Here is a 12,938-nt window from a genome sequence, read left to right as displayed (position 1 = left end):
ATATTTGTGGGCGAGATTTGTATCGTACAAAACCAATAGAATGAGAAAAATAATTGCGGGAATCAATATGACACTTGACGGGTTTTGCGATCATACGGCAATAATTCCAGATGAAGAATTACATCAGCATTATGCTGACCTGTTAAGTAATGCAGGCACTATTCTATATGGCAGGATAACATATCAGCTTATGGAATACTGGCCATCTGTGGTGAAAAATCCTACCGGTAACAAAGCAATGGACGAATTTGCTGTGATAATGGACAGCATTCCAAAAGTTGTTTTTTCCCGCACATTGAATAATGTGGAATGGGAAAGCGCAACAGTGGCAAAGCGGAGCCTTAAAGAAGAGGTTTTATCGCTCAGGCAACAACAGGGCAGGGACATTTTAGTTGGTAGCCGGAGTTTAATTATAGCTTTAATGAAACTCGGTTTAGTTGATGAATTCCAGCTTTGTGTTCACCCTGTTATAGCAGGAAACGGTTTGCCATTATTTGAAAACATACACGATAGGGTTATGCTTAAACTCTTAAAGACAAAAACCTTTGGTTCCGGTGCAGTAACGCTTTACTATGAGCCGGCAAACAAAAAATAATTTACCTTTTTTTTTTGCTCAGTTTTCTTTCCATCTCTTCTAATGACACACCTTTTGTTTCCGGCATTTTAAAAATCACCCATAGCAGTTGCAGCACCATCATGAACATAAAGAACAGGAATATCTTTGCCGGGCCAATGTTGGGATTGTTGGCAAAAAACGGGAACACGCTGGTAACTAAAGCCGCCATGATCCAATGCACGGAGCTTCCAAGCGATTGTCCGTAAGAACGAACCTGGTTAGGGAATATCTCGGAAATGAATACCCAAATAACAGCGCCCTGCCCGATAGCATGCGATGCAATAAAAATGAAAAGCAATAGCGGTACAATAAAACCACCGAGATAATGAAAATGAAAAGCGGCTGCTACGGCGCCTAATGATAAAATATATCCTATTGAACCGATAAGCATTAATTTTTTTCGTCCTAATTTATCTATAAGGTACAGCCCCAGCATAGTAAACACGAGGTTGGCCAGTCCTATGCCGGCACTTTGTAAAAAAGCCGCATCTTTTCCCAAACCTGCCAGTTCAAATACCCGCGGCGCAAAATAGATAATGGCGTTAATGCCCGACATCTGGTTAAACATGGCAATGAGTATGGCCATGATGATGGGAGTAGTAAATCTTTTTTTGAGGAAACCGGAAAGGCTTGCCTTTTTCTTTTCTTCGTTCACGGCCTGGTGAATGGCTTCTATAGCGGCATCTACGCCTTCGGGATCTGAAACTTCCAAAATTTCACGGGCTTTGGCATAATTCTTTTTATGTACCATCAGCCAGCGCGGGCTTTCCGGAACAAAATACAGGAGCGCTATAAATGCAGCGGCAGGAATAGCCAGTATGCCTAACATCCATCGCCAGGCGTCTTCGCCCAAACCAGATAATAAATAGTTGGATAAGTAAGCCAGCAGGATACCAAATACGATATTAAATTGAAAAGCTGCTACCAGCTTACCCCTGTTACGCGCCGGGGCCAGTTCCGAAATGAACATGGGAGCCACTACTGAAGAAGCACCCACTCCCAAACCGCCCAGGAAGCGGAAAAGCATAAAAGATATGACCTCAGGCGCCAGCGCAGAGCCTAATGCCGAAATAAAAAATACGATTCCAATCCAAAGCAGCACTTTTTTCCTGCCGTATTTTTCTGCCGGAATGCCACCGAATAATGCACCGATGATAGTGCCATATAATGCCGATGCAAGGGCCTGACCATGAAGCATATCACTAAGATGCCAGATTTCCTGTATCTGCTGTTCGGCGCCGGAAATAACCGCCACATCCATACCAAACAACAATCCGCCCAAAGCAATAACAATGCTCCAAAAAACAAGCTTTTTATTCATATGGCAAAACAATTTGAAGCAATATATGCTACAAACGGGATTGTTTTATTTTAATTTTAGCGTTGTGCAGGGGTTTTCATCAAAAGCCATAGCGGGCAATCATGAGACCCCCTGCGCTGAACATTCGACGGGCGCTCGCCCTACACGGAATAGCCCTATTGTGAAAACCCCATCGTGACAATCTTGTTAAAATGCGTTGTTGCGCAATATGCCGCTAAACCCGCCCACGCCATACTCGTCCATGTATAAACTCACCTAAAATTTACCATTATGAAAGCCATGTACAAAACCTTCATGCAGGTTGTATTCGTTGCTTTGCTATCGGTTTATGCGCGGCACAGTCCTAACCAATGCCTTAAGCAAACGTAATCCGTCTGGATGAAATACTGCCGGGCAAGCATTTTGAGTAATTTTTAGTTAATAAATTAAAGAAGTAAATTTGTGAAAACATGATTTATATGGCAAATGCATTAGAGCAGGAATGGAACAATTATTTTGTGCAGCTTAATGAATTAGAAAGAAAATCAGTATTGCTGATGTTGAAAACATTTTTACAACGACACAATGAAGATACTGATCGTATCAGTATGGAGCAGTATAACAAAGAGATAGATGAAGCATTGACAGAAGTGGAGGCAGGCAATTATATTACACAGGACGAAATGGAAAAAAGGGCAGCTAAATGGTAAGGGAAGTCAGATGGTCTCCCCGGCCACAACATCAACTGGAAAAAGCATAAAGAAATTATTATAACACGGATGCGGCATACAAGCATGGAGCCGAAACAATATTGATTGCTTATGCTGTATGCAGTAAGGAGGCTTTATAAACTTATGGGTCGTGCAGGTATCTTTATCAAAAGCCAAAGCGTACACCCATCCAGACCTCAGCGTCGAACAATGGGGTTGGTTTACTTCTTCAGCCGCATCCCAGCCTTATTTCCTCATTTTCACCCTTAATACATACATGTTTGCTGTAATGTACAGCGTTTTATCGCCATCGGCCAGCGCTACATTGCTGCATGGTTGGGGAACCGATATCTTTCCTGCCAGTTTCCCTGATGCGTTGAATATCCATACCCCGCCCGGGCCGGTTGCAAAAATATTTCCCTGCCCGTCTACCTTCAGCCCGTCTGGCATGCCCTGCTCTTTTTTTGATGCCTCCGTGGCATCAAACAGCAATGTTTCGTTATGTAAACTGTCGCCGGCATCTATATCAAACATATACCACACCGGTTTCTGCGGGTCGGAGTTGGCTACAATAAGCGTTTTTTCATTGTTGATAAAAGCAATGCCGTTAGGGCGGGTAATGGCATTCGTTAGTAAGCGTACTTCTCCCTGGCTGTTTACTTTGTAAACGCCCTGGAATGGAATTTCCTTAGCAGGGTCATCCATTGCTTTCTCCAGCCCGTATGCCGGGTCAGTAAAAAAAAGATCGCCGTTGCTTCTGAATACCGCGTCATTCGGACTGTTGAAACGCTTTCCCCCGTAGTTATCGGCCAACGACACAAATGCAGCTTCAGGAGCGTTTAACGGCGCGTCCATTATAGCCATCCGCCGGTCGCCGTGCTGGCACAGTACTAATTTACCTTCCCTGTTCAGCAATAAGCCATTGGAACCCGGTTCGCCTGTTCGTGGAACAGTGCCGGTGTAGCCCGAAGGCGTGAGGTATAATTCGGCGCCCTTGGCTTCCGTCCATTTGAATATTTTATTGGGTGGAATATCAGAGAATAAGAGCATCTTTTCACTTTCCGCCCATAAAGGACCTTCTGTCCAGTTGAAGCCTTCTGCAATGATTTCAACAGGAGCGGTGCTGTCTATGATATTTTCAAGTGAAGGATCCAGGCTTTGAATGGATCCGATGGATTGCAGGCCAGGTGTTTTATCCCTGCAGCCTGCAAAAGCGGCAAATGCCAGGAAAAATAGCAATTTATTCATATAGCAGTAATTGATAATGAAGAATGAAGATAATATAATATTGGGAGGAATAGGGTGAGGGATGAAGGTATAAGGCATGAGGTATAAGGTGTGAGGTAGAGGTGCCAGGGGTGCGCACATCATGTTTTTTTAAGGTATTTTTCATCTATAATGTGAGTATGTATTTTTACTTTTAACCTCCCTGAATGATACACGATGAGAATTAAGATCATATCCTGTTGTGCCCTGGCATTACTGCTGCAGTTTCGGGGCTCTGCTCAAAATACAATTGAAAACATTATAGCCCAAACCATTGCGTTTCTGCTGGGAAAAACATTTACTGCCGCACATCCCGTGGCGCCGGCTATTGAACAAATAAAAGAAAAATAACCCCCCTTATGAGAAGGACATCCCTTATATTATTTTTATTACTCTCCGCCTGCTTTGTGTTTTCGCAGGGAAAAGCGCCGTTGCCCGAAACAAAATATAAACTTGCCGTAATTGCCCACCGGGGTAACCATGTTAAAGTACCTGAAAATACGCTTGAATCTGTAAAAGCGGCCATTAAAAGTGGTGCCGATTATGTGGAGCTTGACCTGCGCACTACTAAAGACGGTTATCTTATTATTCATCACGACGCTACAGTTGACCGCATGACCAATGGCACGGGTAATATCAACAACCTTACGCTGGCAGAATTACAACAACTGAAAGTAGCGGATAAAAATAAACCCACTAAAAAAACATATCGCATTCCCACTTTCAGTGAAGTGTTGAAGGCAGCCAAAGGAAAGATCAATATCTATCTCGATTTTAAAGATGCCGTTGTAGCGGAAACCTACAGGCAGATCAGGGAAGCCGGTATGGAAAAGCAGGTAGTGGTATATGTAAATAAAATACCACAGTACAGGGAGTGGAGAAAAACGGCGCCGGGTATGCCTTTAATTACCAGCGTTATAGAAGAGGTAAAAAACAAGGAACAGCTCACCTTTTTCCTGGGGCAGGGAACCATTGAAGTGCTCGACAATGTTTACGACAGGGAAATGGTGGCAACAGCAAATGATAACGGGGTAGCCGTATGGTTAGATGTACAAAGCGGTGATGAAGGCGCCGATGACTGGAACCAGGCGTTGCAAAAAGGTATACAGGGCATCCAGACCGATCATCCCGAAGCACTGATCGCTTACTTAAACAAAAGCGGCTTGCGTAATGGACTGGGAAAGGATCTGACCAGCGAAGACCCCTACACGAAGTATAAAAAGAAAACCTACAGGGAACTTAAAAACATAAAATATGGTAAAGCCCCCGGCGATGAAAACATGTTTGATGCTTATTTCCCGAAAGATATGCAGCCCAATGCCAGGGTAATTGTGTATATACATGGCGGTGGCTGGACCCGTGGCGATAAGGATGAGTTTCCCGGGCAACTGATTGAAGAGCTGGTGGGTAAACGCGGCTACCTGGTTGTTTCCATGAACTACCGTTTGGTAAAAAACGGGCAGGATCGTTTTCCGGCACAGATTGAAGACGTGCAAAAAGCGCTGGAGTTCATTTCTAAAAACGCGGGAAAATATAAATATAACGGCAATGAATATGCGTTGATGGGCGGCAGCGCCGGCGCTCATTTGGCTATGCTGTATGCTTACGGATATGATAATGCGAAACAGGTGAAGACAGTGATTGACCTGTGGGGCCCAACAGATTTTACCGATAAATCGGTACGCCCCGATGGCAGCGATGCGGATAAAACCGTCATTAATTTCCTGGGCGAAAAAGATGAAAACGCACAGGTAGCAAAAGACGCCAGTCCGGCTTACCGGCTCACCAAAGAAACGGGTGTGCCTACCATTTTGTTTCATGGCGGGGAGGATCCCTTAGTAAATGTAAGCCAGGCGCAAAACCTGTATCAAAAACTACAGGCGTTGGGAATACCGGCCCAACTGGAAATTTACCCCGGTGAAAAACATGGTGTTGGTCCTGCAGCAGCTATTGACGTATTTGCCAAAACCTTTGCCTGGCTTGAAAATTATTATCCCTCAAAATAAAAACAACCGTTATGCATAAAATAATACTACTGGCAGGATGGTTTATGCTTTATGGCTGCACAGGCAGCAATACCACCGGTAATGAAGAAGGTAAAATTGAGCATATCATCGTTATTACCACCGACGGTTTACGCTGGCAGGAATTGTACAAAGGCATGGACAGTCTTATTGCCACGAACGGCCGGTTTAACCAGGGGCGCAGAGATAGTGCAAAAATATTTGAAAATTACTGGGCCGCGGACGAAACGGAACGGAGGAAAAAGCTTTTACCTTTTTTCTGGGACAGCATTGCGCAAAAAGGACAGCTCTATGGGAACCGCGCTTATGGTAATAAGGTAGATGTTGCCAACCCTTACTGGTTCTCTTACCCGGGATATAATGAAATTTTTACGGGCTACCCCGATACCGCCATTAATTCAAATGAGTACAAGCCCAACCCGCATACCACGGTACTGGAATACATTAACCGCCAGGAAGGATTTAAAGACAGGGTAGCGGCTTTTGGCGCATGGGGCGCTTTTGACCGCATCCTTAATAAGGAACGTTGCGGGTTCCCGGTAGTGTCGGCTTTCAGCGCTACCGGTGGCGATCATCCCACACCCAAAGAAGAGCTGATCAACGCCATGCTTAAAAATTCTTACAAGCCTTTTGGCGAAGGAGAATGCCTTGATGTATTTACCCATTATGCCGCTATGGAATACCTGAAGGAGAAAAAGCCGCGTGTGCTTTTTATAGGCTATGGTGAAACCGATGAATGGGCGCATGCAGGCCGGTACAAAGATTACTTAGACGCTGCGAGGCAGGTAGATACATGGATAAGCGAGATATGGGAATATGTGCAGCATACACCGGAATACAGGAACAAAACCGCGCTTTTTATTACAACCGATCATGGCCGCGGCGATATCAATAAAGATCAATGGACAGGTCATGGCAGCAGGAGTGTTGCGGATTCGCATGAAATGTGGATGGCGGTGATGGGGCCCGGCATACCAGCCAAAGGAGAAGTGAAAACACCCGGGCAGTTGTACCAGCAGCAATCTGCGCAAACCATTGCTTCCCTGCTGGGACTGCGTTACCAGGCTGATCATCCCATAGCTGAGGAAATAAAAGAGATTAAGGACTGATCATAAATCAATACTATTATTTACATGATTAGAATAAACAGCAGGAAAGAGAAAGATTACCGGCATGCGGATGCATTCCAAATTGTTGCCGGCTGGTGGAGACACCAGCCGGGGGAACCGGGTTACCGGCATGCAGGCTTTATTAGCTTATGCGTTATGTTTTGTATGGCGGTACAGGCGCAAACAACAGCGGTAAACCCGTTCCCTCCCGTCCCTAACCCGGACAGGATTGTGCTGAATGTTACCCAGGATCCGTCTACATCAATAGCGGTAAACTGGCGTACATGCGATACCGTTAGAGAAGGTTTCCTGGAGATCATGCCTGTTACGGCCGATCCCCGTGCTGTTGACAAAGCATTGCAGAAGCAGGCAAAAAGCGAGGCGTTTCAATTTGAAGATATTGCTGCCAACTATCATTCGGTTACCGTGTCAGGTCTTACTCCTAAAACAGTATACATGTACAGGGTGGGGCAGGGTGCTCACTGGAGCGAATGGTTTCATACCAAAACCGCCGGAAAATCCGGCGACAAGCTTTCGTTTATTTATTTGGGTGATGTGCAGGCAGGTATAAAAACATTATGGCCAAGAGTTATACGGGATGCTTATGCCAGGATGCCGGAGGCTAATTTAATTTTATATGCCGGCGATATTGTAAACCGGGGCAACAATGACGTGGAGTGGGGGGAATTATTCTATGGCGGAAGCTTTATTCACAGCACTATACCCGGCATGCATTCGCCGGGCAACCATGAATATGCCCGCACAGGCGATACGCTTTCGGCTTTCTGGCGCCCGCAATTCTCACTTCCCGAAAACGGGCCGGAAGGTTTAAAGGAATCATGTTATTACACCGATGTGCAGGGCATGCGTTTCATTTCCATCAATTCTTACAGGGTAGAAGAGTCGGATGAAGATCTGCAAAAGCAGAAAGTATGGGTAGATTCGCTGCTGCGCAATAACCCTAACCAGTGGACCGCCGTTTTATTTCATCATCCTTTTTATTCCATACGTCCTACACGCGATAATATACGGATGCGCAATACCTTTAAACCATTATTTGATAAATATAAGGTGGATATTGTGCTGCAGGGTCACGATCATGCGTATGCGCGGGGGATGCAGAAAATAGAAGGCGCCACCAAAAATGAAAGATCGGGTACGGTATATGTGTTGTCGGTAAGCGGTCCCAAAATGTCATCCAAATTTGAAGGTGGCTGGATGGATGTATCGGCCACCTATACCCAGCTTTACCAGTTGATAACGGTTGAAGGAAATACATTGCAGTACAAAGCGTATACGGCTACCGGGGAGCTCTATGACGCCTTTGACCTGTTAAAACAAAAAGGCAAGCCCAATAAGATGGTAGAAAAAAAATAACCAGGAAATACCGTATCGTTCAGATTTTTTATCGTATTCATCATTTGACCCTATATTATGCAGCTAAAAATTAATTCCCGTATTTTTCAGCACAGCGTGGCTTGCTGTTTGGCTATATTGATTTGCGCGAAAGCGCAGGCACAGCAGAATAATCTTTATCCTCCGTCTCCTTATCCCGACAGGATCGTATTGAATGTAACCCAGGACCCTTCCACATCCCTGGCGGTTAACTGGCGTACGCACGACAGCATTACTGCCGGATCGGCCGAAATTATCATTGCCGTTTCCAACCCGGCCGATGCGGCAAAAGCCACCGTAGTAAAGGCTAAAACAGAATCTGTAACACATACCGGAATAGTGGCGAGCTATCATTCGGCTGTGTTTAGCGGTCTGCGGCCCGGAACCCGGTATATGTATCGTGTGGGCAATGGCGACTACATGAGCGAATGGTTTCATGTAAAAACTGCAGGAAATACGGGTGAACCTTTTTCCTTTATTTACATGGGAGATGTGCAAATGGGCATGAGAACTTTTTGGCCGGGCGTAATTCGTGAAGCGTATACAAAGATGCCGGATGCGAAGCTTATTCTGTATGCGGGAGATATTGTAAACAGGGGGCGTAATGATCACGAATGGGGCGAATTATTTTACGGTGGAAGCTTTATTCACAGCACCATACCCGGCATGATGTCGCCGGGCAATCATGAGCATGCCGATAATGCGGAGGGCGTAAACGAGCTAACCGCTTTATGGCGGCCGCAGTTTACACTGCCCGAAAATGGTCCCGCGGGATTAGAAGAAACCTGTTATTATACCGATGTCCAGGGTGTGCGCTTCATATCACTGAACTCGCAGGCGATCTGGTTTGGCGGCGATGGGATGCAAAAGCAAATAAACTGGCTGGAAAATATTTTATCCAATAATCCTAACCAATGGACATGCGTGGTATTTCATCACCCGGTATATTCGGTAAAATCTAACCGCGATAATAAAAACCTGCGGGAAAATTTTCAACCCATATTCAATAAATATAAAGTAGACCTGGTATTGCAGGGACACGATCATGCGTATGGACGGGGGATGCAGAAAATTCCCATGCCGGATAACAGCGGCACATCACCCACGATGTATGTGGTGTCTATGAGTGGGTCAAAAATGTATGCAGATGATAAGCCCGAATGGGCCGATAAAAGCGGTGGTCATCTGCAGCTCTACCAGTTGATAACAATAAATGGAAAGAAGCTCTCGTATCGCTCGTATACGGTAGCGGGTGAGTTGTTTGATGCCTTTGACCTGGTAAAAAGAAAAGGCAAAAACAATAAGCTGATCAGTCTGAAATAATTGTTTATGATTGGTTAATCCAAAAAGAACGCGTCAGAAAACGCAGCTCTTTTTAGTTAAATGGTGTTAATTTGTTTGCTAAAGCTGTATTGTAAAAATAAAATATATCTAATGATGAAATTTAAGTACTGTCTCTCCGGTTTGATAATGATGTCATTTGTATGTATAACGCATGCACAAACCACTGCAAAGAGCGCTTCTTCCACGCCACAGCAGCCCAAAATAGTAGTGGGTATGATGGTAGACCAGATGCGCTGGGATTATTTATACCGTTTCCAGGACCGTTATACGGAAGGCGGATTTAAAAGACTGATAAGGGAAGGGTTTTCCTGTGAGAACACATTGATTGATTATTCTCCAACTATTACGGGTTGCGGACATGCTTCTGTATATACCGGAACTTCACCTGCTGTACACGGGATAGTAGGTAATGGCTGGTACGAACGTTCCATGGGTAAGGAGATTGGTTGTGTAGATGACGAGTCGGTTAATCTTGTGGGATCAGCAGAAGGCGGAACAGGGGAATCGCCCCGTAATAACCTGTCAACCACTATTACCGACCAGTTGCGCATAGCATCCAACTTTCAGAGCAAAACAGTAGGTGTGGCTATTAAAGACAGGGCTTCCATTTTACCTGCCGGACATGCCGCCACCGGAGCTTTCTGGTACAATGGCAAAGACGGTAATTTTGTTACCAGCACCTATTATATGGAAGAGCTACCGGAATGGGCTAAACGCTTTAATGATAAAAAAGTAGTAGACAGTTATTATAAGAACGACTGGAATACGCTCTATCCTATCAATACCTATACCTTAAGCACGGCGGATGATAAGTCGTACGAGGGCACTGCTAACGGGGAGGCTAAACCCGTTTTTCCGCGCAATCTGAAACAGTTTATCGGTAAGAACTACAGCGCGGTACGCACAACACCTTATGGTAATACCCTTACTTTTGATTTTGCCAAAGCGGCTATTGAAGGATACAACCTGGGCGGAGGAAAATTCACTGATTTTTTAGCGGTGAGCTTTTCCAGTCCTGATGCCATCGGACATACCTACGGACCAAATTCTATAGAAATTGAAGATAATTACCTTCGTTTGGATAAAGAGCTGGCTGATTTTTTTACCTACTTAGATAAAAAATTCGGTAAAGGCAACTACCTCTATTTCATTACTGCCGATCATGGCGTATCCGAGTCTCCAGGCTTTTATTTAGAAAATAAAATGCCCTCCGGCGCTATCCAGGATAAAGATTTTTCTAAAGCATTGTTAGATGGATTGAAAGAAAAATACGGGGTTGAAAAGCCTGTGCTTTCCTTTGCCAATTACCAGTTGTATATGAACTGGGAGGAGTTTGATAAAAAGGGGATCAGCCGCAGCGATGTAGGCCGTACCATAAAAGAAATTTTATTGAAAGCGCCTGGTATTGCCAATGTGCTGGAAAGTGAAGCGCTGGGCGCAGCCCCCATTCCCGACCATATAAAATCAATGCTCATTAAAGGGTATTATGTAAAACGCAGTGGTGATTTTATGGTAATACCACAACCCACATGGAAAGGTGGAAACATTAAAGGCGCCACACATGGCACATGGTATCCTTACGATGCACATATTCCACTGGTATGGATGGGATGGAAAATAAAACCCGGCTATACCAACAGGGTAACCGGCATGACAGACATCGCTCCAACAATTGCCGCCCTGCTGCGCATACAAATGCCCAGCGGCGCTATAGGACAGCCTATTACAGAAGTAACAGGAGGAAGATAAGGCTGTTTGTTTCAAAGCCCGGAGTATTGGATTCGAATTTCGGATTTGACGCTCCGGGTTTTGTATTAAATATCCAGTGGTCAGTAGTCAGCGGTGGTACAGGTTTCAAGTTACAGGTTGCATGGGAAAGTCCGTTTCGTTTTGGGTTTCAGTTTTGGATTTTGTCTATCGTGGTAAGCAACGTGCAATCTGAATCGTGAAATTACAAGCGGTAGTGAATGATTGCAGCGAAGATAGATGCCTGTCGGTAGGCAAGCTGTGGCAGCATGACAAGCTACAGTGATTGGCTAAACTGTAGTACAAAAGCTGAACCTCTATTCCATTGCCTGTCAATGCTGAACGAAGCATCTGTATCTGCCACGGCTGACAGGTTTTATTTTGAATTCTCTACTATGAAGTTGAATTTTGAATTTTGTTTGGTTCTTGATTTTTGGTTTTTGATGCTTTGCATTATTTCGGATTTCGGATTTTTTAATTCAGACTTTATTTGAATATCTTAAGCCTTATGTATTACAAACGCATACTATTATTGTTCACTGTACTATTGGTTACCATTGTTGCTGCGGCGCAATCTAACCTTGACAGTATTCTTAATGATTTTCATAACCGTGCCGACAGGATACTGGTAGCTGCGCACCGGGCGGAGCATCCCGACTTCCCTGAAAACTCTGTTGCCGCCATGAAAGAAGCCATACGGCTTGGGGTTGATATCATTGAAACGGACATCAGGGAAACGAAAGACGGGGTAATGATCATTATGCACGACAAAACCGTTGACCGTACTACTACCGGTAAAGGACCTGTTGCCGGTATGACCTATGCCGAGCTGCAGCAACTTTTTCTTTTGCATGATGGTAAACCTACCACAGAAAAAATTCCCACATTTAAAGAAGTGCTTGAACTGGTGAAAGGAAAAGTTATGCTCGATATTGATTATAAGGCCGAAGGTAAAAGGGCGGCCAGGTCTGCCGCCCGGCTGCTGAGAAAAACAGGAACGGAAAAGCAGGCTTTGTTTTTTTTATACGATTATAAAGATGCCCCCGCCCTGCGCCGCATGAATAAAAAAATACAGTTCATGACGCGGGCCTATAGCAAAGAAGACGTGGATGGTATATTTAACCAGGGCATAGCAGTGCCGGTGATACATGCAGATGATAAATTTTATTCCGACTCGTTAATGGGCGTTATCCGTGGCAAAGGCATACGGCTTTGGATGAATGCCCTGGGTAAGTATGATAAAATGGAAAGAACAGAAAAAGATAGTGGATTTGATGCTTTACTGCAAATGCGGCATACCAATATTATACAAACCGATTTGTATGCAGAACTGATGGATTACCTGAAGTTAAGAGGACTGCACAGGTGATGAGTGAAATTTGAAAATTTGAAAATGTGGTAATTTGAAAATGTGGCGGCCGGTACGCA

General features: G+C 44.6%; 11 protein-coding genes. 9 read left to right on the top strand and 2 right to left on the bottom strand.

The window, feature by feature from the left end; translation table 11 throughout:
* Positions 1 to 40: 40 nt before the first annotated feature.
* A complete protein-coding gene (locus tag PLE34_RS04945) occupies positions 41 to 595 on the top strand; it encodes a dihydrofolate reductase family protein (RefSeq protein ID WP_324554677.1) in 555 nt (184 codons plus the stop codon).
* 1 nt (position 596) lies between these two features.
* Here the strand turns inward: PLE34_RS04945 and PLE34_RS04940 are convergent, their stop codons facing one another.
* A complete protein-coding gene (locus PLE34_RS04940; protein ID WP_324554676.1) occupies positions 597 to 1,937 on the bottom strand; it encodes a sugar porter family MFS transporter in 1,341 nt (446 codons plus the stop codon).
* Positions 1,938 to 2,395: 458 nt separating this feature from the next.
* Here PLE34_RS04940 and PLE34_RS04935 point away from each other — a divergent pair, with 458 nt between their 5' ends.
* Positions 2,396 to 2,626 carry a hypothetical protein gene (locus PLE34_RS04935; protein ID WP_324554675.1) on the top strand — a complete coding sequence of 77 codons (231 nt, stop codon included), beginning with the start codon at positions 2,396 to 2,398 and terminating at the stop codon, positions 2,624 to 2,626.
* Between the two features lie 246 nt (positions 2,627 to 2,872).
* Here PLE34_RS04935 and PLE34_RS04930 read toward each other — a convergent pair whose 3' ends face one another.
* Complete coding sequence (locus tag PLE34_RS04930) at positions 2,873 to 3,874, bottom strand: SMP-30/gluconolactonase/LRE family protein (RefSeq protein WP_324554674.1); 1,002 nt, start codon at positions 3,872 to 3,874, stop codon at positions 2,873 to 2,875.
* Positions 3,875 to 4,069: 195 nt separating this feature from the next.
* On the opposite strand from PLE34_RS04930, the gene PLE34_RS04925 reads away from it, so the two are divergent.
* The 7 genes from PLE34_RS04925 to PLE34_RS04895 all read left to right on the top strand — a co-directional run bounded on the left by PLE34_RS04925 (position 4,070) and on the right by PLE34_RS04895 (position 12,879).
* Entirely contained in the window at positions 4,070 to 4,243 is a 174-nt protein-coding gene (locus tag PLE34_RS04925) for a hypothetical protein (protein WP_324554673.1), read from the top strand.
* 8 nt (positions 4,244 to 4,251) lie between these two features.
* A complete protein-coding gene (locus tag PLE34_RS04920; RefSeq protein ID WP_324554672.1) occupies positions 4,252 to 5,898 on the top strand; it encodes a glycerophosphodiester phosphodiesterase family protein in 1,647 nt (548 codons plus the stop codon).
* Positions 5,899 to 5,909: 11 nt separating this feature from the next.
* Positions 5,910 to 7,025 carry an alkaline phosphatase family protein gene (locus PLE34_RS04915; protein ID WP_324554671.1) on the top strand — a complete coding sequence of 372 codons (1,116 nt, stop codon included), beginning with the start codon at positions 5,910 to 5,912 and terminating at the stop codon, positions 7,023 to 7,025.
* Between the two features lie 24 nt (positions 7,026 to 7,049).
* Positions 7,050 to 8,402: a purple acid phosphatase family protein gene (locus PLE34_RS04910; RefSeq protein ID WP_324554670.1), complete on the top strand. Its 1,353-nt coding sequence runs from the start codon at positions 7,050 to 7,052 to the stop codon at positions 8,400 to 8,402.
* Between the two features lie 57 nt (positions 8,403 to 8,459).
* Positions 8,460 to 9,743, top strand: coding sequence for a purple acid phosphatase family protein (locus tag PLE34_RS04905; protein ID WP_324554669.1), 1,284 nt, complete (start codon positions 8,460 to 8,462; stop codon positions 9,741 to 9,743).
* A gap of 111 nt (positions 9,744 to 9,854) precedes the next feature.
* On the top strand, positions 9,855 to 11,513 hold the full coding sequence (gene pafA, locus PLE34_RS04900) for an alkaline phosphatase PafA (RefSeq protein ID WP_324554668.1): 1,659 nt from the start codon (positions 9,855 to 9,857) through the stop codon (positions 11,511 to 11,513).
* Between the two features lie 505 nt (positions 11,514 to 12,018).
* The gene (locus tag PLE34_RS04895; RefSeq protein WP_324554667.1) at positions 12,019 to 12,879 is read left to right on the top strand and encodes a glycerophosphodiester phosphodiesterase family protein; all 861 of its coding nucleotides are present in this window, start codon (positions 12,019 to 12,021) and stop codon (positions 12,877 to 12,879) included.
* The last annotated feature ends 59 nt before the right edge of the window (positions 12,880 to 12,938 follow it).

This window comes from Agriterribacter sp., assembly GCF_035445465.1.
Lineage (GTDB): Bacteria > Bacteroidota > Bacteroidia > Chitinophagales > Chitinophagaceae > Agriterribacter.
This window is presented reverse-complemented; position numbering and strand designations above follow the sequence as displayed.

Coding starts and splice junctions, on each gene's coding strand:
- PLE34_RS04940 (WP_324554676.1), bottom strand. CDS start 1,937: ATGAATAAAAAGCTTGTTTTTTGGAGCATTGTTATTGCTTTGGGCGGA.
- PLE34_RS04945 (WP_324554677.1), top strand. CDS start 41: ATGAGAAAAATAATTGCGGGAATCAATATGACACTTGACGGGTTTTGC.
- pafA (WP_324554668.1), top strand. CDS start 9,855: ATGATGAAATTTAAGTACTGTCTCTCCGGTTTGATAATGATGTCATTT.
- PLE34_RS04935 (WP_324554675.1), top strand. CDS start 2,396: ATGGCAAATGCATTAGAGCAGGAATGGAACAATTATTTTGTGCAGCTT.
- PLE34_RS04905 (WP_324554669.1), top strand. CDS start 8,460: ATGCAGCTAAAAATTAATTCCCGTATTTTTCAGCACAGCGTGGCTTGC.
- PLE34_RS04895 (WP_324554667.1), top strand. CDS start 12,019: ATGTATTACAAACGCATACTATTATTGTTCACTGTACTATTGGTTACC.
- PLE34_RS04920 (WP_324554672.1), top strand. CDS start 4,252: ATGAGAAGGACATCCCTTATATTATTTTTATTACTCTCCGCCTGCTTT.
- PLE34_RS04915 (WP_324554671.1), top strand. CDS start 5,910: ATGCATAAAATAATACTACTGGCAGGATGGTTTATGCTTTATGGCTGC.
- PLE34_RS04925 (WP_324554673.1), top strand. CDS start 4,070: ATGAGAATTAAGATCATATCCTGTTGTGCCCTGGCATTACTGCTGCAG.
- PLE34_RS04930 (WP_324554674.1), bottom strand. CDS start 3,874: ATGAATAAATTGCTATTTTTCCTGGCATTTGCCGCTTTTGCAGGCTGC.
- PLE34_RS04910 (WP_324554670.1), top strand. CDS start 7,050: ATGATTAGAATAAACAGCAGGAAAGAGAAAGATTACCGGCATGCGGAT.